The sequence below is a fragment of the Kitasatospora sp. GAS1066B genome (assembly GCF_041262605.1).
Classification (GTDB): domain Bacteria; phylum Actinomycetota; class Actinomycetes; order Streptomycetales; family Streptomycetaceae; genus Kitasatospora.
Map to the genome: position 1 here is coordinate 163,468 of NZ_JBGCCO010000006.1, position 23,305 is coordinate 186,772.

The window sequence follows — 23,305 nt, forward strand, 5'->3', positions numbered from 1 at the left end:
ACGACGTGGCGACGACGCGATGATGCGAGGCAGCGAGAGGACGATACCCGGCTTGGCCCCGTGCGTCACTTCGCGGCACGCGGGTGGGGGACGCGAGTGTCCCGATGCTACGCCCGGCGCCGCGTCGAGGACCAGTCCTCGACCCCGATTCGCCGTGCTGACCTGCGCCGACGGCCCCGGGCGCTCGAGCCGCGGACGAGCGGCGCGGGTGGTCGCAGGTGAGAGGATTCGAGTGCGTTCCGGTCGGCGGGAATGTCAGTGCCGTGCGGCACGCTGGTGCTGTTGCCGGACCGGTACGGCCGGACAGGTAGGACCGACGACGAGAAACGGTTGGGTGCGCGGTGCGTGATCCCGAGGAGCTGTACGAGCTTGAGCCGCAGGGCGTGGCAGCGGTGGCGGCTGCCAAGGCCGCCGCGACCTCCACGGCCGAGGCCGGCCTGGTGCTGCTCTACCACTTCGAGGGCTTCATGGACGCGGGCGAGGCCGGCGGCCAGGTGATGGCCCATCTGCTGGCCGAGGGCAGCCCGCAGGTGGTCGCCCGGTTCGACCACGACCGCCTGGTGGACTACCGCGCACGCCGCCCCGCGATGACCTTCGACCGGGAGAGCTGGGTCTCCTACGAGCCGCCGCAGATCCTGCTCCAGCTGGTCACGGACGCCGCCGGCGCGCCGTTCCTGGTGCTCACCGGCCCGGAGCCGGACGTCGAGTGGGACGCCTTCGCGGCCGCCGTCGGCAAGCTGGCGGAGCGGTTGGGCGTGCGCCTGGCGGTGGATTTCCACGGCATCCCGATGGGCGTGCCGCACACCCGTCCGGTCGGCCTGACCCCGCACGGCAACCGGCTGGACCTGGCCGGCGGGTACCCGCAGTGGTTCGAGAAGGCGCAGGTGCCGGGCAGCGCCCAGGCACTGGTCGAGTACCGGCTGGCCGAGGCGGGCCGCGACGTGCTCGGCTTCGCGGTGCACGTGCCGCACTACGTGGCGCGGTCGGCCTATCCGGCCGCCGCCGTGCTGATCCTGGAGGCCGTCCAGTCCGCCACCGGCCTGGTGCTGCCCGGCAACGAGCTGCGTGAGCACGTCGGCGAGGTCTACGCCGACATCGAGGAGCAGCTGGCCCAGGGCGACGACGAGCTGCGTTCGGCGATCCGCGGCATGGAGGGCCAGTACGACGCGGTGGCCGGCGCCGAGGGCCGCGAGAGCCTGCTCGCCGAGGCCGCCGACCTGCCCTCGGCCGAAGAGTTGGGGCGCCGCTTCGAGGAGTTCCTGGCAGAGCACGAGCGCGGGGCGGAGTAGCGTGCCGCCGGGGGGTGGGGGTCGATGCGTGGGGTGACGCGGGGCACCGGATTGGTGACGGTACTGGCAGCGCCGCTGGCGCTCATCGTCGGCTGCTCGGGCGGCGCGACGCCGGGGGAGCGGGCGGCGTCTCGGCCCAGCGTCTCGGCCTCGCCCAGTGCGGCCGCGTTACCGACCGGCCCGTACGCGGCGCTCGGTGACTCCTACACCGCCGGCTTACAGGTCGACCCGACCAGCGGCGGTCCCAAGGGCTGTGGCCGCTCGGCGGCGAACTACCCCTCGCTGGTGGCGGCAGGGCTGAAGCTAGCGCCCGGCCGGTTCACCGACGTCAGCTGTTCCAGCGCCACCACGGCCGATCTGACGGACGCCCAGCGGGTGACCGGCGGCCCCAACCCGCCGCAGCTGGACGCGCTGACCGCGGACACCCGGCTGGTCACGGTCGGTATCGGCGGCAATGACGCGGACTTCATGACGGTGGTCAAGCAGTGCGCCGAGGACGGGCTGGCGAACACGGCGCTCAAGTGGGTCGACCCCGACAAGGCCAGCAACGCGCCCTGCCAGGCCGCGTATACCGCCGCCGACGGCAGTGACAAGCTGACCGGCGTGCTGGACACCGTCGGGCAGCGGGTGGCGGCGGTGCTGGCCGAGGTCACGCGGCGGGCGCCGCGGGCCAAGGTGTACGTGGTCGGGTACCCGGCGCTGCTGCCGGCCGACCCGGCCACCTGCGCCCCGGTGCTGGGCAACACCGTGACCCCCGGCGACCTGTCCTTCCTCGCCACGCAGGAGCAGCGGCTGAACGAGGTGCTGCGCCAGCGGGCGACGGCGGCCAGCGCGGGCTACGTGGACACCTATGCCCCCTCGCTCGGCCACGACATGTGCGCCGGGCCGGACGCCCGGTGGATCGAGCCGCCGTTCCCCGCCCACGGGCGGGCACCGCTGCACCCGAACGCCGCCGGGCAGCAGGGGATGGCCGCGGCGGTGCTGCGGGCCGTCCGGGGCGGCTGAGGGGCCGCTGAGGGGCGACTGACTGGCGGCTGACGGACCGTCGGCGGAGCGGGCCGGAGGGTCAGGCCGCCGCCCGTCGTCTGACCCGCAGCGCGAAGCCCGGCCCCGCCCCGCGCGGCGCCCGGGCTTCGGCGTGCGGCCCGCTACGGCTCCTCCGACTCCTTGACCGGCCGGCGCTCCCTGCGCGTTTCAGTGGGCAGCGTGTTCGCGGCGGACGGTGGCGGCCTGCTCGGTGTGGCCCAGGGCTTCCAGGGCGGCGGCGTGGACGGTCGGGAAGTCGGGCAGGCCGGGGAAGAGGTGGTCGCCGCTCAGTTCCCCGGGTGCCAGCAGCCGGGAAGCGCGCAGGGCGGAGCCGCTCGCCTCCAGCGCGTCGGGGAGTTCCACTCCCGCTCGCAGTCGCACCAGGGCGAACGCCTTCAAACCGTGGGCGCAGTCGGCGAGGCAGGCCCGCCGGTCGGCCTGGGCGAAGCGGGTGAGTGCCTGGGTGCCCTGACGCGTCATCAGGAGCGCCTGGTCCAACCGGCCGTCCTGGGCGAGCCGCAGGCCGAGCAGGACCATGCCGCGCGCGATTTCGGGCCGGTGGGCGGCCCGGTCGTCGTTGACGGCGGTGCGCAGGGCACCGAGGGCGAGGGCGGTCACCCGCAGTGCCTCCGGTGCTCGCCCGGCCTCGACCAGGTGCAGGCCGTACATCGCCACACAGCTGTGCAGCCGGGCGAATTCGGCCTTCGACCCGGCGGCCGCGGCCGCGGTGCGCACTGCGGTCTCCTCGGCCAGCGGCTGGAAGGACGCCGCCACCCGGCCCGCGCGGACGAGCCGCTGACCGGCGGTCCGCAGGGCCTCGGCCAGCCGCTGCCGGTGCGCGGCCTGGTCCGCCGCGACCAGTCGTCGGCGCACGGCCAGCTCCTCCTCGGTCGCTGCCAGCGCTTCTTCGTGCTCGCGGCGCCAGGCGTGCCAGTGGCCGAGGGTGAAGAGCGCGGTCGCGAAGTCGGGCAGGTGGGCGGGATTGCCCTGGGCCAGCGGGCGGAACAGGCTCACCGCCCGCTGCGCGGGCGCGAGCCCGTCGAACGGGCTGCCGTCGGCGTCGCTGCCGTCCAGCTGGGAGAGGCGGATGCTGAGGTTGGTCAGCGACTTGGCCAGGCCCGGCAGGTGGAGCAACGGGTCGGCGGCGGCCAGCTCCTCGCGGATCGCCAGTGCCTCCCGGGTCGCCGCCAGCGCGTCCGGCCGCCGCTGCAGCCGGGCGAACAGGTTGCCCAGGTTGTCCCAGGCCACCGCCAGTTGGGCGCGATGGGCGGCGGGGTTGACCCGGGCCAGCCGCTGCTGGAGGGCCACCGCCTCCTCGCAGGCGGGCAGCGCCTCGTCGAGCCGCTGCGCGTTCATCAGCCGCAGGCCGCGGTTGATCACGGTCATCGCCAGGTCCGGCAGGTGCCGGTCCGGGTCGGCCTGCGACAGCCGGCGGTAGAGGTCCGCGGCCCGCTCGCCGGCCGCCAGCCCCTCCTCGGTCCGGCCGGACTCGGAGAGGCTGTTGCTCAGACCGGTCAGTGCCGTGGCCAGCTCCGGCAGGTACCGTTCGGGGTCGGCCGCCGCCAACTGCTCGTAGGTGCCCACCGATTCCACCGTCGGCGGCACCGACTCGGCGGCCCCGCCGGTGCGCAGCAGCTGGAGCCCCAGGTTGTTCAGGGCCCTGGCGAGATCCGGCAGCTGTCCGGCGGGGTCGGCCCCGGCGAGTTGTCGGTGCAGCGCGACGGCCTCCTCCAGCGGTGCCCGAGCCTCCTGGTAGCGGCCCGCGCTGTTCGCCGCGGCGGCCAGGCTGTTGAGCGCCGTCGCCAGGTCCGCCAGGTGTCCGGGATCGCTCGCGGCGAGGTCCCGGTAGAGCGCGACGGACTCCCGCGCCGGGGCCAGGGCCTCGGTGAGCAGGCCGGCGTTGCCGTACCGCCCGGCGAGGATCCTCAACAGCTCCGCCCGCTCCGCGGGGGCGACCGTTGTGGTGGCGAACCGGTGCTGGATCAGCCGCCTGGTGAACACCGCGACGGCGAGGTCGAGTTCGACGTGGCGCTGGTGCGGCAGGCACGGCCGGATCCGCTCCAGGACGGTGCCCGGCAACTCGTCCAGCTCGCACAGGCGCAGCAGCGCGGCGCCCCCGGCAGCCGGCGCCAGTGCGGGGCGGGCGAGCAGCAGCGGCACCAGCTGGGTGTGCAGCAGGTGCGGCCAGCGGTGGGCGGCCTCGATCACCATGGTGAGCACCTGCCGGGTCAGGGCGGGCGGCGTGCCGTCGGCGGGCTGGTCGAGCAGCAGCGCCGGGGCACCCGCGGCCCAGGAGTCGGTCGCGTGGTAGCCGGTCGACTCCTCGCGGCCGGGCAGCGTGAGGGCGAGGAAGTCCTCGGCCAGCCGGTCGGGCGACAGGGCCTCGAAGACCAGGCCGGGGTCCTGCGGCGGGTAGCAGCGGGCGTGGTCGGCCACGGCCGCCGCCACGCTCGCCGGGTCAGCCCTGGGGAGCGCATCGGTACGGGTGAGCGCCGCGGCCGCCTCGGCGGCCGGCAGCGGGCGGGTGAGGGTGGCGAGGTAGACCGCGCGGCGCAGCGCTCCCTCGCCGGTGCGCAGCGGACCGCGCGTCCCGTCGTGCGAGGCGCGCCAGTGGTCGTGCTCGCGGTCCAGCAGGTACGAGGAGAGCGCTGCCTGGTCCCGGCCGGCCGGCGGCAGCACGCCGCGGCGCGCCGCGTCCACGTCCACCAGTGCTTTCATGTGCACGGCCAGGGTCAGCGCGAACTGCGGGTCGTCGAGTCCGTCGGGCACGCCCAGGCCGGCGGGGTCCGGCAGGTCGAGCGCCCCGCCGAAGCTGTCCCGGGCCGAGGCGTAGATCCCGCCGCGCACCCGGGCGTCGTCCGGCAGCGGCGCCAGCGGGACGGCAGCGGCGTCGAAGATGTCGAGCTTGGCCAACTGGTGGGCCAGGCCCTGCCACCAGTCGCCCGCCGGGCGGGACAGCAGCAGGACCCGCAGCCGGTCGCGGGCCGCCTCCCGGTGCTGGCGCACCAGGGTGAGCAGGTCCGCCAGCGGCCAGCGCTCCGCGTAGTCGACCACCAGCACCAGGCCGGGATGACGCACCGTCAGACTCTGGTCCCCGCCGCCGGCCGAGGCCACCTCGCTGCGGTGCCGCGCCTGCGCCACCGTCCATCCGGCCCGCACCGAGCACGCGGCGAACTCGGCGGCCAGCCGGGTCTTGCCCCGCCCGCCCTCGGCGTGCAGCAGACGCACCGTCAGGCCCGGCGACGGGTCGTCGCGCCAGGCGGCCAGCAGCTCCAGCTCCGGTCGCGGGAAGAACGGGACGACCTGGTGCCGGGCCGTCAGCAGCCGGCTGGGGACCCGTGCCAGGCCGGGCGCGGGAGCGGTCGGGCGCCCGAGCGGGAAAGGCTCGACCCGGTAGGGCGGCTCGGCACGGTAGATGTAGTTGTACTGGTCGCCGTGCTGGACCGCGTTCACCCGACCGCCCGAGGCGGTGATGTTCTGGGTGAAGACGATGCCCTGCGGCGCCGGGCCCTGGCTCACGCGGTGGCCCCGCCCTCCGCCCGGCGCGGGGTATCCATGAACCGGTTGTGCTGATCGCCGCCCTGCACCACGTTGACGATCGCGTGGCCGGAGGCCGTGACGTTCTGCGTCATGCCGGGGGCGGCGGCCGGCAGGCGGTCGCGGACCAGGTCGATCAGCTCCTGGAGGTCCTCGACGGCCTGCGGGTCCTCGCGCAGCAGGGCCAGCAGCCGGCGCCGCCAGGGCGCGACCAGCTCCGAGCGGGCCGCGTCGGCCTCCCCGCCCGTCACCAGGGCCGCGTCGTTGTCCAGTTGGCGCTCGACCTCGCCGAGGTCGTGGCCGCGCCGGTGGAACAGCCTGGCCGTCCAGCCCCGGGTGGCCTGCCAGGCGTCGGTGCCCATCGCGGCCGCCACGGTGGTGGCGCCGGTCAAGGCCAGGGTTTCGACGAGCTGTTGTGCTTCGTGCAGGTCGGACATCAGGCCCCCTCGGTCAGTCCAGGGATGGTTGCGACACTGCGAATCATCGCGCTCCGGCGCCCGGATCGCAGGCGTTCGCCGAGTCCGGTGCCCCGGCACCGGTCCTGACCGTCCAGCGCGAGGGGCAGGCCCAGAGCGGGAGTTCGGGTGCCCCCGCGCAGCCGGTCGAGGGCCGCCAGGGCCGGTGGTTCAGGCGGCCGCGGCCCGCGCGACGGACCCGGTGGGCAGGTCGCGGTAGCGGCGCAGCGGCGAGAACCAGAGGATCAGCGCCGCCAGTGGCAGCGCCGCGCAGGTCAGCCACATCGCGGGCAGGACACCGAGCCCGCCGGCCAGAGCACCGCCGAGCAGGGCGCCGAGCGGGATCAGGCTGTAGTTGAGGAACGCGCTGCTGGCGCTGATCCGACCGAGCAGTTCGGCGGGGACGTAGCCCTGGGTGAAGGTGGCGCGCAGCACGTTGCCCGCCACCACGCCGCCCGACACGGCGGCCCCGCCGACCAGGTAGCAGAGCACGCCGGCGCCGTTGCCGGTCAGCGGGATGAGCAGGACCAGCGAGGGCAGCCCGAGCAGGAAGAGCAGCATCGCGCGGGCCGTGCCGATCGCCGCGCCGACCCGGCGGGCCACCAGGGCGCCCAGCACGCCGCCGACGCTCGCGGCGCCGATCAGGGTGCCGAGCGCGCTCGCCGGCAGGTGGGCGCGGTCCAGCAGGAAGACCACCTGGATCGACTGGTAGGCGGTCAGCGCCAGGTTGGCGGTGGCGCCGTAGAGCAGGAAGCTGCGCAGCCAGCGGTCCCGGACGACGATCCGCAGGCCCTCGCCGACCTCGGCGAGCAGGGTCCGCCGCTCGCGCTCGACCGCCGGGGGCAACTGCTCGCGCTGCTTGATCGAGGCGGTGCAGAGCAGCGAGACCGCGAAGGTCAGGGTGTTCGCCAGCAGGCTGTCGACCGCGCCGAAGAGCTGCGCGAGGGTGCCGCCCGAGCCCAGGCCGACGATCTGGGCGGCCGAGGCGCTGCCCTGCAGCTTGGCGTTTCCCTCGGCGCGGTCGGGTTCGGTCACCAGACTGGGCAGGTAGGCGGTGTAGGCGGTCTGGAAGAAGACGGTGCTGGTGCCCGCGAGGAGTGCCACGACCAGCAGTTGGAGGTAGCTCAACAGGCCCAGCGCGGCGGCGATCGGGATGGTCAGGTAGAGCAGCAGCGAGGCGGCGGCGGAGGCCAGCATCACGGCCCGGCGGCTCATCCGGTCCACCCAGGCGCCGACCGGCAGGCCGATCAGCAGCCAGGGGAGCCAGGTGGCAGCGGGCAGCGTGCTGACCAGGAAGGCGCCGGCGTGCAGGCGGGTGACGGCGATCAGCGGTAACGCGAGGCCGGTCACCGAGGCGCCGTACTTGCCGGCCACCTCGCCGACGAAGAGCAGCCGGAAGTCGCGGTGGCGGCGCAGCAGGCTGCGGCGCGGCTCGGCCTGGGCGGTGGACGGGGCAGCGGGGGCGGTCGAGAGCTTCACTCGGACTCCTCGGCGGGCAGCGGCAGTACGGGCAGGACCTGGAGCTGGATCAGGACGGGCTGCGCCTCGGCAGGCACCGGCGCCTCGGGATCGGGGACGTGCCGCTGGATCACCGCCATCAGCTCGGCGCCGAGCGCCCGGAGCTGATCCGGCGTCATCCGCACGTCGCCCCAGTCGGACATGTTCCCGGCGCCGACCCAGTCGCCGGTGGGGCGCACGGCGAGCGCCCGGGCGGCCCGCTGGAAGGTCCGCTCCAGGTAGTGCCGGCGGTAGACGTCCATCGCCTCACGGGTCTGCAGGTCCTCCTGCAGCTCGCCGGTGTTGAGCACCAGGGTGCGGTCCTTGCGCCGCCACCAGCGCTCGCGCTTGGTGCCGCGCCCCTCCTCCTCCTCGATGTAGCCGTGCTCGGCGAGGTGGCGCAGGTGCCAGCTGACCGTCCCGGTGTTCTCGCCGAGTTGCTCGGCGAGCCGGGCCGAGGTGCTCGGGCCGTGGTCGCCGAGCAGGTCCAGGATCCGCATCCGCAGCGGGTGGGCCAGCGCCCGCAGGCTGCGCGGATCGACGGTCCGGGAGGAGGGAGGGTGCTCGTTGCTCATGCGGAGGACTCTAACGTGCAGAGGACTCTCTGCATAGAGAAGTCTGCAGAGAATTCTCTGCAACATCGCCATGCGCGCTGCGCCCGAACCGTCATGGCGGCGGCGTACGGTGACTGCTATATGAGCGACGATCGATACGATGTGCCCCAATACGACGTCCCCCAATACGACGTGCCCCGCTACGACATGCCCTGCTACGACGAGGCCGCCCAGACCCGCTGGGTGCCCGAGCCCGACAAGCGGCCGGGGCGCACCGCCTTCCAGCGCGACCGCGCCCGCGTGCTGCACTCCGCCGCGCTGCGCCGGCTGGCCGGCACCACCCAGGTGGTCGCCCCCATGCGCAGCGACTTCCCCCGCACCCGGCTCACCCACTCGCTCGAATGCGCCCAGGTGGGGCGGGAGTTGGGTGCCGCGCTGGGTTGCGACCCGGATCTGGTGGAGACCGCCTGCCTGGCCCACGACATCGGCCACCCGCCGTTCGGCCACACCGGCGAGCAGGCGTTGGACCAGGCCGCCGAGGCCTGCGGCGGCTTCGAGGGCAACGCCCAGTCGCTGCGCATCCTGACCAGGCTGGAGCCCAAGCGCTTCGCCCCGTCGGACGAGGCGCCCGCCCGGCTGGCCCCGTGGCCGGGTCGCAGCGTGGGCCTCAACCTGACCCGGGCCGCGCTGGACGCCGCCACCAAGTACCCCTGGGCGCGCGGCGGCCACCCCAGCGAACCGAAGTCCGCCAAGTTCGGCGTCTACGGCGACGACCTGCCGGTCTTCCGCTGGCTCCGGCAGGGCACCCCGCAGGGCCGCAAGTGCTTCGAGGCCACCGTGATGGACTGGTCCGACGACGTCGCCTACTCCACCCACGACGTCGAGGACGGCCTGTACGCGGGGCACATCCACCCGGCCGCGCTGCGTAGCCCGAGCGAGCGGGCCGAACTGTTCAAGGTCGCCGAACGGTACGCACCGCTGGCCGAGCCCGAGGAGTTCGGCGCGGCCCTGGACCGGCTGCAGGCCCAGGAGTGGTGGCCCGGCGGCTACGACGGCTCGCCACGCGACCGGGCCGGCCTCAAGGACCTCACCAGCCAGCTGATCGGCCGGTTCTGCCTGGCCGCCGAGCAGGCCACCCGGGCCCGCTACGGCCCAGGGCCGCTGACCCGGTACGCCGCCGAGCTGGTGGTCCCCACCGAGGTCCGGCTGGAGTGCGCGGTGCTCAAGGCGGTCGCGGTCCGCTATGTGATGCAGCGCGACGAGCAGGCCCAGCTGCGAGCCCGGCAACGAATCGTGATCGCGGAGCTGGCCGAGCTGCTGGCGGCCGGCGACCCGGCCGAGCTGGACCCGGTCTTCGCCGCCCAGTACGCCGAGGCCACTGACGACCGCGCGGCACTGCGGGCGGTGATCGATCAGATCGCCACCCTGACCGACGCTTCGGCGCTGGCCTGGCACGGCCGGTTGGTTTCCGGGTCGAAGCCGTAGACTTCCGGGGTGGCGGGACGGATCAGGGATGAAGATGTGCAGGCGGTGCGCAGCGCGCTGCCCATCGACGTGGTCGTCGGCGATTATGTACAGCTGACCAACGGGGGCGGCGGTCAGCTGAAGGGCGTCTGCCCGTTCCACGACGAGAAGTCCGCCTCCTTCTACGTCAGTCCGAGCAAGGGCGTCTTCCACTGCTTCGGCTGCCAGGAGAGCGGCGACACGATCTCCTTCCTGATGAAGATCGAGCACTTCTCCTTCGCCGAGGCCGTGGAGCGGATGGCCGCCCAGGCCAACATCACGCTCCGCTACGAGGAGGGCGGCTACTCCTCGCGCGGGCAGCAGGGCGAGCGGACCCGGCTGGTCGAGGCGCACAAGGTGGCCGCCGCCTGGTACCGGGAGCAGCTGGAGACGCCCGAGGGCGAGATCGGCCGCGCCTTCCTCGCCGAGCGCGGGTTCGACGCCGAGGCCGCCGCCCACTTCGGCGTCGGCTACGCGCCGGCCGGCTGGGAGCACCTGGTCCGCTACCTGCGCGGCAAGGGCTTCACCGACAAGGAGATCCTCCAGGGCGGTCTGGCCTCGCAGGGCCAGCGCGGTGGGTTGATCGACCGCTTCCGCGGCCGGCTGGTCTGGCCGATCCGGGACGCGGCCGGCGAGGTGGTCGGCTTCGGCGCGCGCCGGCTGCGCGAGGACGACAACGGGCCCAAGTACCTCAACACGCCCGAGACGCCGATCTACAAGAAGTCGCACGTGCTCTACGGCATCGACCTCGCCAAGAAGGAGATCGCCAAGACCGGGCGCGCGGTGGTGGTCGAGGGCTACACGGATGTGATGGCCTGTCACCTGGCCGGTGTCACCACGGCGGTGGCCACCTGCGGCACCGCCTTCGCCGAGGACCACATCAAGATCATTCGTCGGCTGCTGATGGACACCTCCTCCTACCGGGGCGAGACCGTCTTCACCTTCGACGGCGACGCGGCCGGCCAGAAGGCCGCACTGCGCGCCTTCGAGGACGACCAGAAGTTCGCCGCCCGCACCTCGATCGCGATCACCCCCGGCGGCATGGACCCCTGCGAACTGCGCCTGGCCCAGGGCGATGACGCGGTGCGCGAGCTGATCGCCAACCCGGTGCCGCTCTTCGAGTTCGCGCTGCGCAGCACCGTCGCCCGGCATCGAGTGGACGCGGCCGAGGGCCGGGCCGCCGCGCTGGAGGAGGCGGCGCCGATCGTCGCCAAGATCAAGGACCCGTCGATCCGGCACGAGTACGCCGTCCAACTCGCCGGCCTGCTCGGCATCCTGGACGAGCAGTTCGTGGTCCGCCGGGTCGGCCAGATCGCCCGCTGGCAGCGCGACTCCCCGCAGCAGGGCCGCTCGGCGCAGCCGCGCCGGATCGAGCCGCAGCAGCAGGCGCCGGTCGCCCGCCCCGCGTTCCGGCTCGATCCGAACGACCGATCCCTGATCGTCGAGCGTGAACTGCTCAAACTGGCGCTGCAAAATCCGGAGTTGGTCAGCCCCGCGTTCGACCAGTACGGCGAGGACGAGTTCCCGACCCCGCCGTACGCGGCGGTCCGCCGGGCCATCGGCAAGGCCGGCGGCACCGGCTACGGCGCCGCCGTGCCGAACTTCATCGACCTGGTCCAGGAGGCCGCCGAGAACGAGCAGGTCCGCTTGCTGGTCACCGAGTTGACGGTCGAGCCGATCCGCACCCGGCGCAAGCCGGACGCCATCTACGCGGGGGACTTCCTGGTCAACCTGCGCCGGGCCGCCGTCAAGCGCCGGGTCGACGAGGTCCGTGCCCAGCTCCAGCGCCTCGGAAACCGGGCCACGGCCGAGCAGTTGGCCCCGGTGCAGCAGGAGCTGTGGGCGCTGCAGCAGTACGACGACAACCTGAAGACCCGCGGCACTGCCGGGCTGTAGCGCCCAGGTGTGGCGTACCCCACACTGAAAGGGTCTCAGTCCCTCGGTGTTCGGGCGTGCGCGCCCGTGGAGGTGGGCCCCTTTGGAGATCGTCAGAGCGCCCGAGGACGCACCGCCCGCCGCGGCGCCGGAGCCTGCCGAGCTCGAGCTGGACGACCCCGGGGCAGTCGACCCCGAAGCGGTCGGCCCCCCGCCCGAGGAACTCGACGCCGCGGCCCCGCTGGTCCTGCTGGACGAGCCGAGCGGACCGGCCGCCGACCTGTTCCGCCAGTACCTGCGCGAGATCGGGCGGATCCGGCTGCTCACCGCCGCCGAGGAGGTGGAGCTGGCCCGGCAGGTCGAGGCGGGCCTCTTCGCCGAGCAGTACCTGAGCGAGCACGGCCTGCCGGAGGACCGGCTGGCGGACGATCTCGACCAGCTGGTGGTGCTCGGTCGGATCGCCAAGCGCCGGCTGATCGAGGCCAACCTGCGCCTGGTGGTCTCGGTCGCCAAGCGCTTCGTCGGCCGCGGGCTGACCATGCTCGACCTGGTCCAGGAGGGCAACCTCGGCCTGATCCGGGCGGTCGAGAAGTTCGACTACACCCGCGGCTACAAGTTCTCCACCTACGCGACCTGGTGGATCCGGCAGGCGATGAGCCGGGCCCTGGCCGACCAGGCCCGCACCATCCGGGTGCCGGTGCACGTGGTGGAGCTGATCAACCGGGTGCTGCGGGTACAGCGCCGACTGCTCCAGGAGCGCGGCAGCGAACCCACCGCGGCCGAGGTCGGGCTGGTCCTGGAGCTGACCGAGACCCGGGTGCGCGAGGTGTTGCGGCTGGCCCAGGAGCCGGTCTCGCTGCACACCCCTATCGGCGCGGAGGAGGACGTGGCGCTCGGCGACCTGATCGAGGACGCCGACGCCGCCTCGCCGGTCGAGAGCGCCGCCTTCCTGCTGCTGCGCGAGCACCTGGAGGCGGTGCTGGCCACCCTCGGCGAGCGCGAGCGCAAGGTGGTCGAACTGCGCTACGGGCTCGCCGACGGGCGGCCGCGCACCCTGGAGGAGATCGGCTCGCTCTTCGGGGTGACCCGGGAGCGGATCCGCCAGATCGAGTCCAAGACCCTGGCCAAGCTGCGCGACCACGCCTTCGCCGACCAGCTGCGCGGCTACCTCGACTGACCGGCAGACTGGCGGAGCTGACGGTGCGTCAGTGGTGGAAGGCGCTCTTCGGCTCGACCCCGCGGTCCTGCAACGGCCCCGGCTGGCCCTGCAGTTCGGGCAGCAGGTGGGTCAGGTCGGAGAGCAGCAGGTCCGCCAGGTCGGTGGTGAAACCGTTGCGGCAGACCACCCGCAGCACCGACAGATCGGTGCGGTTGTCCGGGAAGGTGTAGGCGGGCACCTGCCAGCCGCGCTCGCGCAGCCGCCGGGAGACGTCGAAGACGTCGAAGGCGGTCACGTGGTCGGCCACCGTGAAGGCGAAGACCGGCAGCTGGTCACCCCGGGTGATCAGCCGGAACGCGCCCAACTTCTCGATCCCGGCGGCCAGGTGGCGGGCCACGGTGCGGCAGGACTGCTGCACCGCGCGGTAGCCCTCGCGGCCCAGCCGCAGGAAGGTGTAGTACTGCGCGACCACCTCGGCGCCGGGGCGGGAGAAGTTGAGCGCGAAGGTCGGCATGTCGCCGCCCAGGTAGTTGACCTTGAAGACCAGCTCCTGCGGCAGCGCGTCCTGGTCCCGCCACAGCGCCCAGCCGACGCCGGGGTAGACCAGGCCGTACTTGTGGCCCGAGGTGTTGATCGAGGCGACCCGGGGCAGCCGGAAGTCCCAGACCAGCTCGGGATCGAGGAACGGCGCCACCATCGCGCCCGAGGCGCCGTCCACGTGCACCGGGATGTCCAGACCGGTGCGCTGCTGCAGGTCGTCCAGTGCCGCGCAGATCTCGGCGACCGGCTCGTAGGAGCCGTCGAAGGTGGAGCCCAGCACGGCCACCACGCCGATGGTGTTCTCGTCGCAGAGCGCCAGCGCGGATTCGGCGTCCAGGTGGTACCGCTCACCCTCCATCGGCGCGAGCCGGCACTCCACCTCCCAGAAGTTGGCGAACTTCTCCCAGCAGACCTGGACGTTGGCGCCCATCACGATGTTGGGCCGGGCCCCGGCGTCGTAGCGTGCCTGGTTGCGGCGCATCCAGCGGCGCTTGAGCGCCAGGCCGGCCAGCATGCAGGCCTCGCTGGAGCCGGTGGTGGAGCAGCCCACCGCCTCGTTCGGATCCGGCGCGTGCCACAGGTCGGACAGGATCGCCACGCAGCGCCGCTCCAGCTCGGCGGTCTGCGGGTACTCGTCCTTGTCGATCATGTTCTTGTCGGCGCACTCGAGCATCAGCCGGTCCGCCTCGGGCTCCATCTGGGTGGTCACGAAGGTGGCCAGATTGAGCTTGGCGTTGCCGTCCAGCATCAGCTCGTCGTGGATCAGCTGGTAGGCGATCCGCGGCGCCAGCGGCGCGTGGTGCAGCCGGTGCTTGGGCGGGGCCATGCGCATCGCCCCGAGCGGATCGGCCTCACCCAGCAGGGCGTTGACGGTCAGTCGGTGATCCGCGCTCGTGCCGTGGTGCAGCGCCATGCCTCAGAACCCTTCGACGAGAAGCCAGGGCTTCCACGCTAGGCCATCTCGGCGATCTCCGGATGCGTCTGGTCACGGACCACGCCGTACTGTCGGCGAATCGCGGCGCCGAACGGCTGATCCGGGTCGGGTTCGATGGTCTGCACCTCGGGCAGCCGCCACTGCGGCGGCTCGGGCGTGCCGGCCAGTGCCCAGGCGGCCTGCCGGGCCGCACCGCGGGCCGCGTGGTCGCCGGGCGGTGGGATCAGGACGGGGATCCCGAAGATCAGCGGGGCGATCTCGCGCACCGCCGCGAGCCGGCCGACCGTGCCGAGCAGCACCACCCGATTCACCTGCACACCGCGGGCGCGCAGCGCGTCCAGCGCGTCCGCGATGTTGCAGAGCATGCCCTCCACGGCCGCGCGGGCCAGGTGTTCGGGCGTCATCGACTCGGCCCGAAGGCCGGTCAGGGTGCCGGCGGCGTTCGGCAGTTGGGGCGTGCGTTCACCCGCCAGGTAGGGCAGCAGCACCATCCCGTAGGCGCCGGGCGAGGAGCGCAGCGCCAGCTCGCTCAGGCCCTCCAGGTCACGGCCGAGCAGGTTGGCCGTCGAACGCAGCACCTGCGCCGCGTTGAGCGTGCCGACCATCGGCAGGTGGTGTCCGGTGGCGTCGGCGAAGGAGGAGACGATGCCGGTCGGGTCCACCACCGGCTGGTCGTGCACCGCGAAGATGGTCCCGAAGGAGCCGAGCGAGACCACCGCGTCGCCCGGCACCAGGCCCAGCCCCAGCGCGGCGGCCATGTTGTCGCCGGTGCCGGCCGAGATCAGCAGGCCCTCGGGAGTGTGTCCGGCGGGCTCGTTCGGGCCGAGCACCTCGGGCAGCCGCAGCAGTTCGTGCCCGAGCGCCAGCTTGACCAGGTCCTGCCGGTACTCGCCGGTGATCGGCGACCAGTAGCCGGTGCCCGAGGCGTCGCCGCGGTCGGTGGTGCGCCGCTGCGGGTGGCCGAGCAGCTGCCAGACCAGCCAGTCGTGCGGCAGCAGCACCTCGGCGATCCGGCGGGCGTTGGCCGGCTCGAACTCGGCCAGCCAGCGCAGCTTGGCGATGGTGTAGGTGGCGGCGGGCACCGCGCCGATCGCCTCGGTCCAGGCGGCCGGGCCGCCGAGGGCGTCCACCAGCGCGGCCGCGGCGCCCGAGGAACGCGGGTCGGTCCAGAGCATCGCCGGGCGGACCAGCACCCCGCCCGCGTCCAGCCCGATCATGCTGTGCTGCTGGGCGGCGACCCCGATGGCCCGCACGCCTTCGAGCAGACCGCCGGTGGCCGCCTCGCCCAGCGAGTGCAGCCAGGACTGCGGGTCCGCCTCGGTGGCGCGGCTCTGCGAGGCCTCGGAGGCCGGATGCGGTGCCTTGCCCGAGCGCAGCACGGCCCCGGTGTCCGCGTCACACGCGACGATCCGGGTGCGAAGGGTAGAGCTGTCGATGCCCGCGACGATGGCCATGGGAGAGATCATGCCGCAGGCCGGGCCGCTCGCCCGGTCGCGCGCGGCAAGTGTTGCCCACTCGGTACCGCTGTTACCCACCGGTATCTTTCGGTGCCCGCCAGTGACCGGCCTGCCAGTGATCGGCCCGGCTCGGATCGGCCCGGTTGGCGTGAGCGTCGCCGCCGGCGCGGGCCGGCGGGTGGACCGGAACTACGGGCGCACCGTCCCCCAGCTGTCGTCCTCGCTCCGCTTGCGGCTCAGGTACGGGACCCGGTCGGAGAGCGCGTGCGGCAGCTTCTCGCCCACCTTCCCGGTGACCGCGTCCACCGCCCGGCCCGCCGCCGAGCCGGCCGAGTCCTTCGCCCGCTGGGTGGCGTCGCGCACCACCGGGTGCTCGGCGACCTTGCGCGCGCCGGCGGCGATCTGCTCGTAACGCTGCCGGCCGGCCCGGGCTCCCAGGACGTAGCCGGCCGCGGCCCCCGCGACGAACGACAGCTTCCACATCTTCGGCCTCCACCCTCTTCATGCGGCGCTTGCCGCGATGCCCTACCCGTCCAGCCGCGCGGCGAACCGCCCGGCGCATCCCTCAGCATCCCCGGCCGGAGCACGCCCGGCGCGTCGGGCGCGCCGAGCGGGGCGGGGCGCGGCGTTGCCCGCCCGGGAAAGCGATTGGCGGACCACCCCCCTGGATGCGCTAATGTATGTCCCGCAGCGAGCACCTGACAGGGTGCGCCGCGACAACTCAATCCCGCATAGCTCAATTGGCAGAGCAGCCGACTGTTAATCGGCAGGTTATTGGTTCGAGTCCAATTGCGGGAGCGCAGGTGAGTGGGCCGGGACCAACCGGCACACGATGCCTGGCACAGTGATCCCCCATAGCTCAATTGGCAGAGCAGCCGACTGTTAATCGGCAGGTTATTGGTTCGAGTCCAATTGGGGGAGCAGGCTTCGACGCCCTCCGGTCCGCCGGGGGGCGTTCGTCGTTCCCGGCGCCGCCCGCCGACCGGCCCGCCCCGGGGGCTCGGGCGGACCGGGCTTACTGCCCGGTGGCCTGCTGGAAGAGCGCGGCGACCCGGTTGTCGAAGGTCACGCTGTAGGAGACGTCCGGGGTGTCGCCGCCCTGCTGGTAGCCGCCGATCACGCCGACCACCGTGTCGTCCTCGGTGAGCCAGGGGCTGCCGCTGGTCCCGTCCGAGAAGCCGCCGCAGTCGAACCGCTCCTGGGTGGCGCTGCGCGCGGTGGTCCGGGTGGTGCAGGTGATCGGCTCCTCGTGGTCGTTCGGGTAGCCCGTGACGGTCACCGCCAGCCCGAAGCCGCGGTTCACCCCGAGCGGGTTGCCGCCCACCACGTCCTCGATCTGCCGGCCGCCGGCCGGGTCGACGGTGAGGAAGGCCACGTCGTACTCGGGGTCGGCGTTGGCGCTCCAGCGGTGGTCGACCACCACCCGGTCCACCGTCCAACTGCCGAGCGGGGCGGCGCCGTCGCGGTAGCCGGGGGCGAAGCTCAGGCCGGTGACCGGCGAGCCGTCAGTGGCGGTGACGCAGTGCGCGGCGGTGACCAGCAGGTCGCGTCCGGGGCTGTCCACCACGCTGGCGGTGCAGGAGCGGCTGGCGCCCTGGTCGAACAGCAGCACGCCGACCCGGGCGGAGTGGCTGTCCGGCGGGGCGATGGCGGCGCTCAGCCCTGGCGCCGGGTGCTCGGACCCCTGCGACGAGGCACAGCCCGCGGCGGCCAGCAAACCCGCCATGGCCGTGCCGAGCGCCAGCGCGCCTCGCAGCCGCTGCGGCCCGGCCATCCGGTGTACCTCCAGGTCAGCTCCGGGCGGGGTCGCACCGGACGTCGGCCCCAAGATCTACCAGGCCAGAGCCGCCCGACGCCAGGCTGAACCCGGGGTGAGCCGGGGTGCTCAGCCGGTGGCGCGGTCGTACAGGGCCTGCACGGCGGCGCCGAAGTAGCTGCTGTACGAGACGTCCGGGGTGTCGCCGCCCTGCTGGTAGCCGCCGATCACGCCGACCACCGTCCCGGTCCGGGTGATCGGGTCGAGGTCGGTCACCCACGGGCTGCCGCTGGTGCCGCCGGTGTAGTCGGGGCAGGCGATCCGCAGCTGGGTCGGGCTCTGCTGGGTGGTGGTGTTCACGCAGGTGATCGGCACGTCCGCGCTGCTCGGATAGCCGGTCAGCTTCACCCGCAGCTGGTAGCCCTTGCCGATGCCCAACTTGTTGGCGCCGAGCACCTGCTGCACCTGCTTGCCGCCCTGCGGCTGGACGACCGCGAAGGCCACGTCCAGGTCAGGGTTGCCGCTCTGCGCCCAGCTCTGGTCCACGGTGATCGCGGCCAGCGGCCAGACCCCGCTGGGGGCGTCCCCGCCGCGGTAGCCGGGGACGAAGACCAGGTCGGCCCGCTGCCCGACGCCCGGGTCGTAGACACAGTGCGCGGCGGTGATGATCAGGTTCTGGCCGGCGCTGTCCACCACGCTGGCGGTGCAGAAGTGGTCGCCCGAGGCGTCGTTGGTGAAGACCGCGCCGACCAGCCCGTTGAGCGCGGTGGGTGAGGCGGTCCTGGTCGTGCCCTTGTGCCGGTCGAAGGCGCCCAGGAAGCGGTGCCGGTTCCATCCCGAGCCGCTCGCACCGGCGGTGCTCGTCGCACCGGGCGAGGGGGTGAGGAAGAGCGCGCTGCTCGACGGTCCGCCGGAGGAGCCGCAGCCGCTCGCCGTGATCGGGACCACCAGCGCGGCCGCCAGACCGAGCGCCACCCTACGCGCCGTCATGCGACTCCCTCCGCAGCCTGCGGGCCGCCCGATCGCCGCCCCGACTTCACCCGGGCGGCAGCGGCCTGACACCTGGCAGCCTACGGGCCCCGGCGGTTCACGGACGGCAGGACCGGGCCCGGGAGCGCACTCGTGGTGCGCACCCGGCGCGCACCACGGCTGATCGACCGGATATGCTGCCCGAGGCGGCCCTGCGGGGCCGTCTGTGCTGCGATGGACCACCACTGTGGTGGTGGTGCCGACGCGGAGTCGGGGCGGTAGCTCAGCCGGTTAGAGCAGGGGACTCATAATCCCTGGGTCGTGGGTTCGAGTCCCACCCGCCCTACTCAAGATCCTGCCGGATCATCAGAGTAATCCTGGCTCTGACCTGCGAGAACACCCCGGTCTCTGCCGCAGATCCTAGAGCAGTCAGCCGGCCTGTGGCCGCGTGCCACGCCGAGATTCACCCGCTCCGGGGACAGCCGGGGACAACCGGAGGCGTCGCGGCGCAGGCGTACCGTCACCGCCACCGCCCACCCACAGCGGCCTCAGCTCAGCCGTTCGGTGAGCCAGTGGGCGCCGCGCAGCAGGGCGGCCCGGCGACGCTGGCGCCGGGAGTTGAACCGGGCCTGCGCCGGGATCCGGCCCGGCGGGGTGGCGGCCAGATCGGCCAACCGGGCGCCGGCCCGGGCCAGTTCGGAGAGCAGTCGACGCCGCCGGGCGGGGTCGGTGCTGTGGATCAGCGCGGCGTGCAGGCCCTCGATCTCGGCGACGGCCGCGGCCAGCCGCAGCGCGTCGGTGTTGGTGGACGCTCGGTCCCCTCGGTCCCCCCGGTACATCGTCAGCGTCGTTCCTCTCGCAGGTCGGACAGGTCAGCCGTAGGTGAGGCCGGCGCAGATGTCGGCGTCGGCAGGGCGGGTGTTCTGGGCGATCCCGCTCGGCACCGCGCCGGGCGAGGGGCCGGGTGACGGGCCGTGCGACGGTGCGTCGGCCGTTGGTGCGCCGGTCGCGCTCGCCGTCGCCGTCCCCGTCGGTTCGGCCGAGGCGACGGCGGTGGCGTAGTCGGTGCCGAGCGTGAGGGTCAGTGCGGTGCTCTCGGTGTCGGCGCGGACGTCGGCGCCGGGGAAGTACCGGGCGAGTTGTTCGGCATCGGCCTGCCTGCCCGGCGGGTAGCCGATGCTGGTGACGGCGTGGTCGATCCCGCCCAACCCCGCCGTGACGTCCTGGTATCCCTTCGCCAGCAGGTCGTGGGCGGCCCGGACGGCCAGGCCCACGGTGGCGGTGCCGTTCTGCACCGTGATCGGCACCGTCGGATCGGTGGGCCGGACCGGGCTCACGGCGCTGGGAGTGGCGACCTGACGGGTGCTCCGGCCATCCAGTGTGCGGTCCTGGCGTAGCAGCGTCCACAGCGTATCCGCGTCGGGGTGGACCAGGGAGACCCGGTCGCCGGCATACTGCCACGGCACGGTGACGAAGTTGATGTCGCGCAACGTGATGGTGTGCAGCGACTGGGCGAACGAGGCCAGCTTCATCGCGGTGCCCAGGCCGGCGTCCACGGTGAGCGCCCTGGTCGCCGCGTCGGCCAGCGGGAGCAGCGTGGTCAGGTTGAACCCCTGGCTCTGCACCTTCTGGATCAGCGCGGAGAGGAAGGCCTGCTGACGCTTCATCCGGCCGATGTCCGAACCGTCCCCGATCCCGTGCCGCGCCCGCACGAAGGCCAACGCCTGTGCCCCGGCGACGGTCTGACGCCCCTTCCGGAGCCGGATGCCGAACCCGTCCACGTCGTTCGGCACGCAGACCGGGACGCCGCCGATCGCCGTGGTGATGGCGGCGAAGCCCTTGAAGTCCACCACGATGGTGTGGTCGACCCGCAGGCCGGTCAGCGCCTCCACGGTGTTCTGCGCGCAGGCCGGGTTGCCGCCCGGGTAACCGCCGATGGCGAAGGCGGAGTTGAACATCTCGCCGTGCTGCTCGACGGTCCACCTGCCGCTGGGCAGCAGGCAGGGCGGGATGTCCACCAGCGCGTCGCGCGGGATCGAGACCCCGACGGCGTGCCGGTGGTCGGCGTAGACGTGCAGCAGGATCGCGGTGTCCGAGTTGCCCGGGCCGATGTCACCGCCGGCCAGGTCCTCGTTGCCCGCCGCCCGGCTGTCCGAGCCCAGCAGCAGGACGTTGACCGGCGTCGACCCCGAACCGTCGCCCGGTCCGGCCGGTGGGCGGCTGGCGGAGATCCCGCTGCTGTCGAAGATGCTGAGGTTGCCGTTGAGGTGCTCGTAGAAGAGAAAGCCGGCGCCGGCCGTGGTCAGCACCAGCGAGGCGGCGGTCAGTCCGGCGATCCGCGCGACACGGCGGCGGCGCGAGCGCGGCGCGGAGCGGCCCGGGCCTAAGCTGAGGTGTTCCCGCACCCGCCGACCGCCTGGGGCGGAGCGGGCGCGCTGTCTGCCGAGGCGGTCCTCGGGTTCGGTCATCAGGCGTTCTCCGGGTCGCCGGGAGCCGGGCTGGCTGCTCGATAGGACGGCTCGGTCGGGTGACCGGTTGCACAGTTGCGCAATCTAGCAAGTATTGGCCATACTGCCCAGCTTGGCAACGCCGCCAGAAGGGTGGGCGGCGGCGGCCGGGTGGTGGACCCCCGGCCGCCGGCCGATCGCGACGGTGACCGACCGTCAGAAGGTGGGCGCCGCCGCGCCGTCCGGATCGGTGCGCGGCGGGTACTGCGGCGCGGAACCGGAGAGGTACTCGGGCTGACCGCCCGTCTGGTAGCCCGGGATCGGCGGCGGGACCATGGCCTGACCGCCCGTCGGGTAGCCGCTCTGGGCGGGGTAGGCGCCTTGCGGAGGGTAGCCGCCCTGGGGAGGGTATCCGCCTTGGACCGGGTAGCCGCTCTGGGCGGGCGGTGCACCGAAGCCACCGCCCGGGTAGCCGGGTGCGGCTGGGGGGAAGCCGCCGGAGGGCTGCTCCGCCGCGCCGCCGGGCAGGGGCGTCGCGGGCCCGCCGGTCGGGCCGGTGCCGGTCGGGTCGGTGGGGTTCGCGGTCGGCAGTGCGGGCTGCGTCCCGGTGCCGCCCGGCTGCGCGCCGCCGCCGGGCGTCCCGGTCGCCGTCCCGTGCACGGTCGGCGCCCCGTACGGCACCGGCGTGCCGTTCGAGGTCCCGGGGCTCTGCTGGCCCGGCAGCGAGGCCCCCGCCTCGCCGGCGTTGTCGAGGGCCGGCTTCGGCGGCGCGATGGTGCCCGTCGGCTCCGGCTCCGGCTCCAGCTCGGTGCGCCCGGCCGCGTCGCTCAGCTTGATCAGCAGCGCGGTGAGCAGCCAGTTCGCCAGTGTCGTGGAGCCACCGGCGGCCAGGAAGGGCAGTTCCTTGCCGGTCAGCGGGATCAGCCCGGTGACACCGCCGACCACCACGAAGACCTGCAGCGCCACCACGCTCGACAGGCCGGCGGCCAGCAGCTTGCCGAACGGGTCGGTCAGGGTCAGCGCCGTCTTCAGGCCGCGCTGGAAGAAGATCACGTAGACCAGCAGCACCGCCGTCACCCCGGCCAGGCCCAGCTCCTCGCCGACCGTGGTGAAGATGAAGTCGCTGCGCCCGGCGAAGCCGATCAGCCACGGGTGGCCCTGGCCGAGCCCGGTGCCCAGGATGTGCCCGCTGCCGAAGCTGAACAGCGCCTGCGCCTGCTGGGTCGAGGTGCCCGGTGGGGGCGAGCCGTTCGGGAGCAGCTTGAAGGCGCCCATCGGGTTCAGCCAGGCCTCGACCCGGCCGTGCACGTGCGGTTCCAGGGTGCCCACCACGGCCGCGCCGCCGACCGCCAGGATCACCCCGATCACCACCCAGCTGGTGCGTTCGGTGGCCACGTAGAGCATCACGATGAAGACGCCGAAGAAGATCAGCGAGGTGCCCAGGTCGCGTTCGAAGATCAGCACCAGCAGGCTGATCACCCAGATCGCCAGCACCGGCGCCGCGTTGCGGCCGCGCGGCAGGCTCAGGCCCCAGACCTTGCGGCCGACCAGGGCCAGCGCGTCCCGGCTGACCATCAGGTAGCCGGCGAAGAAGATGCAGATCGCGATCTTGACGAACTCGTCCGGCTCGACGGTGATGCCCGGCAGGTGGATCCACCGCTTGGCGCCGTAGTCGGCGTCGGACGAGCCGAAGGCCGGCGCGATCAGCAGCACCAGGGCGCCGACCATCAGGATGTAGAGGTAGCGCTGGAAGAACCGGTGGTGCTTGATGACGGCGATCAGGGCGAGCGCGACCGGCAGCGCGATGAAGAGCCACTGCACCTGGGCCGGCGCCGAGGGGAAGCGTTGGAAGGAGGCCGAGTACGCGATCGCGTAGGACTCGTCGAGCCGGTTGAGCAGCACCAGGCCGAAGCCGCTGAGCAGCACCGCACAGGGCAGGATCAACGGGTCGGCGTACCGCGCGAAGCGCCGCATCACCAGGTTCGCGGCGATGATCAGCGCACCGAACGCCACCCCGTAGACCAGCAGGCCCGGGGGGAGCTTGTTGTTCATCGCCTCGTCGGCGTCGATGTAGGCGGCGAGGCAGACCACGTACGCGAAGCCGAGCAGTGCCAGCTCGATGTTGCGACGCCGGTCGGCTCCCCGCTGGCCCTCGGTCCGCTGGCTGCCTATCACACGAACTCCCCACCGGCGTGGCACTCTGGACCGCCGAATTCTCGCACGTCCTGAGCATTCCCCGGCCCACCGGCCGGCTCAGGCCCACGGCCGGGGGAGCGCGGGGGTGATCCCGTGGCGCCCCGAGGCGGC

Annotated in this window: 17 protein-coding genes and 3 tRNA genes; 8 read left to right on the forward strand and 12 right to left on the reverse strand. The window is 73.4% G+C overall.

From position 1 onward, the window contains the following. Positions 1 to 341 precede the first annotated feature (341 nt). The gene (locus ABH937_RS08615) at positions 342 to 1,289 is read left to right on the forward strand and encodes a PAC2 family protein (protein ID WP_280690299.1); all 948 of its coding nucleotides are present in this window, start codon (positions 342 to 344) and stop codon (positions 1,287 to 1,289) included. 24 nt (positions 1,290 to 1,313) lie between these two features. Then, positions 1,314 to 2,294, forward strand: a complete 981-nt coding sequence (locus tag ABH937_RS08620) for an SGNH/GDSL hydrolase family protein (RefSeq protein ID WP_370217757.1) — start codon at positions 1,314 to 1,316, stop codon at positions 2,292 to 2,294. Between the two features lie 189 nt (positions 2,295 to 2,483). Here the strand turns inward: ABH937_RS08620 and ABH937_RS08625 are convergent, their stop codons facing one another. The 4 genes from ABH937_RS08625 to ABH937_RS08640 all read right to left on the reverse strand — a co-directional run bounded on the left by ABH937_RS08625 (position 2,484) and on the right by ABH937_RS08640 (position 8,379). Then, positions 2,484 to 5,834: a tetratricopeptide repeat protein gene (locus tag ABH937_RS08625; protein ID WP_370217758.1), complete on the reverse strand. Its 3,351-nt coding sequence runs from the start codon at positions 5,832 to 5,834 to the stop codon at positions 2,484 to 2,486. Further along, a complete protein-coding gene (locus tag ABH937_RS08630) occupies positions 5,831 to 6,289 on the reverse strand; it encodes a hypothetical protein (protein ID WP_280690296.1) in 459 nt (152 codons plus the stop codon). The genes ABH937_RS08625 and ABH937_RS08630 overlap by 4 nt, the downstream gene beginning before the upstream one ends. A gap of 189 nt (positions 6,290 to 6,478) precedes the next feature. Next, positions 6,479 to 7,786, reverse strand: a complete 1,308-nt coding sequence (locus ABH937_RS08635; protein ID WP_370217759.1) for an MFS transporter — start codon at positions 7,784 to 7,786, stop codon at positions 6,479 to 6,481. Continuing rightward, a complete protein-coding gene (locus ABH937_RS08640) occupies positions 7,783 to 8,379 on the reverse strand; it encodes a helix-turn-helix domain-containing protein (protein WP_280690294.1) in 597 nt (198 codons plus the stop codon). Before ABH937_RS08640 ends, ABH937_RS08635 begins: the two co-directional genes overlap by 4 nt. 186 nt (positions 8,380 to 8,565) lie before the next feature. Here ABH937_RS08640 and ABH937_RS08645 point away from each other — a divergent pair, with 186 nt between their 5' ends. The 3 genes from ABH937_RS08645 to ABH937_RS08655 all read left to right on the forward strand — a co-directional run bounded on the left by ABH937_RS08645 (position 8,566) and on the right by ABH937_RS08655 (position 12,913). Next, positions 8,566 to 9,843 carry a deoxyguanosinetriphosphate triphosphohydrolase gene (locus ABH937_RS08645; protein ID WP_280690429.1) on the forward strand — a complete coding sequence of 426 codons (1,278 nt, stop codon included), beginning with the start codon at positions 8,566 to 8,568 and terminating at the stop codon, positions 9,841 to 9,843. Between the two features lie 9 nt (positions 9,844 to 9,852). Continuing rightward, complete coding sequence (gene dnaG / locus ABH937_RS08650) at positions 9,853 to 11,757, forward strand: DNA primase (protein WP_370217760.1); 1,905 nt, start codon at positions 9,853 to 9,855, stop codon at positions 11,755 to 11,757. An 82-nt stretch (positions 11,758 to 11,839) separates the two neighbouring features. Next, positions 11,840 to 12,913, forward strand: a complete 1,074-nt coding sequence (locus ABH937_RS08655; RefSeq protein ID WP_370217761.1) for an RNA polymerase sigma factor — start codon at positions 11,840 to 11,842, stop codon at positions 12,911 to 12,913. Positions 12,914 to 12,941: 28 nt separating this feature from the next. On the opposite strand, the gene ABH937_RS08660 is transcribed toward ABH937_RS08655, so the two are convergent. From ABH937_RS08660 to ABH937_RS08670, 3 genes are all read right to left on the reverse strand, one after another. Next, complete coding sequence (locus tag ABH937_RS08660; protein ID WP_280690291.1) at positions 12,942 to 14,348, reverse strand: glutamate decarboxylase; 1,407 nt, start codon at positions 14,346 to 14,348, stop codon at positions 12,942 to 12,944. A 38-nt stretch (positions 14,349 to 14,386) separates the two neighbouring features. Then, positions 14,387 to 15,823: an FGGY family carbohydrate kinase gene (locus ABH937_RS08665; protein WP_280690290.1), complete on the reverse strand. Its 1,437-nt coding sequence runs from the start codon at positions 15,821 to 15,823 to the stop codon at positions 14,387 to 14,389. Positions 15,824 to 16,015: 192 nt separating this feature from the next. Continuing rightward, complete coding sequence (locus ABH937_RS08670) at positions 16,016 to 16,309, reverse strand: hypothetical protein (protein ID WP_280690289.1); 294 nt, start codon at positions 16,307 to 16,309, stop codon at positions 16,016 to 16,018. 242 nt (positions 16,310 to 16,551) lie between these two features. Here ABH937_RS08670 and ABH937_RS08675 point away from each other — a divergent pair. Both ABH937_RS08675 and ABH937_RS08680 read left to right on the forward strand, forming a co-directional pair. Next, positions 16,552 to 16,624, forward strand: a tRNA-Asn gene (locus tag ABH937_RS08675). A 50-nt stretch (positions 16,625 to 16,674) separates the two neighbouring features. After that, positions 16,675 to 16,747 (forward strand) — tRNA-Asn (locus ABH937_RS08680). A 94-nt stretch (positions 16,748 to 16,841) separates the two neighbouring features. Here ABH937_RS08680 and ABH937_RS08685 read toward each other — a convergent pair. Further along, on the reverse strand, positions 16,842 to 17,600 hold the full coding sequence (locus ABH937_RS08685) for a serine protease (RefSeq protein WP_370217762.1): 759 nt from the start codon (positions 17,598 to 17,600) through the stop codon (positions 16,842 to 16,844). 111 nt (positions 17,601 to 17,711) lie between these two features. Beyond that, complete coding sequence (locus ABH937_RS08690; RefSeq protein ID WP_370217763.1) at positions 17,712 to 18,572, reverse strand: serine protease; 861 nt, start codon at positions 18,570 to 18,572, stop codon at positions 17,712 to 17,714. 251 nt (positions 18,573 to 18,823) lie between these two features. Here ABH937_RS08690 and ABH937_RS08695 point away from each other — a divergent pair. After that, positions 18,824 to 18,897 (forward strand) — tRNA-Ile (locus tag ABH937_RS08695). Positions 18,898 to 19,099: 202 nt separating this feature from the next. Here the strand turns inward: ABH937_RS08695 and ABH937_RS08700 are convergent. The 3 genes from ABH937_RS08700 to ABH937_RS08710 all read right to left on the reverse strand — a co-directional run bounded on the left by ABH937_RS08700 (position 19,100) and on the right by ABH937_RS08710 (position 23,173). Further along, positions 19,100 to 19,390, reverse strand: a complete 291-nt coding sequence (locus ABH937_RS08700) for a hypothetical protein (protein ID WP_280690286.1) — start codon at positions 19,388 to 19,390, stop codon at positions 19,100 to 19,102. A 33-nt stretch (positions 19,391 to 19,423) separates the two neighbouring features. After that, positions 19,424 to 21,019 (reverse strand): LCP family protein, encoded by a 1,596-nt coding sequence (locus ABH937_RS08705; RefSeq protein WP_370217764.1) that lies wholly within the window; start codon positions 21,017 to 21,019, stop codon positions 19,424 to 19,426. Positions 21,020 to 21,214: 195 nt separating this feature from the next. After that, entirely contained in the window at positions 21,215 to 23,173 is a 1,959-nt protein-coding gene (locus tag ABH937_RS08710; protein WP_370217765.1) for an FtsW/RodA/SpoVE family cell cycle protein, read from the reverse strand. Between the last annotated feature and the right edge of the window lie 132 nt (positions 23,174 to 23,305).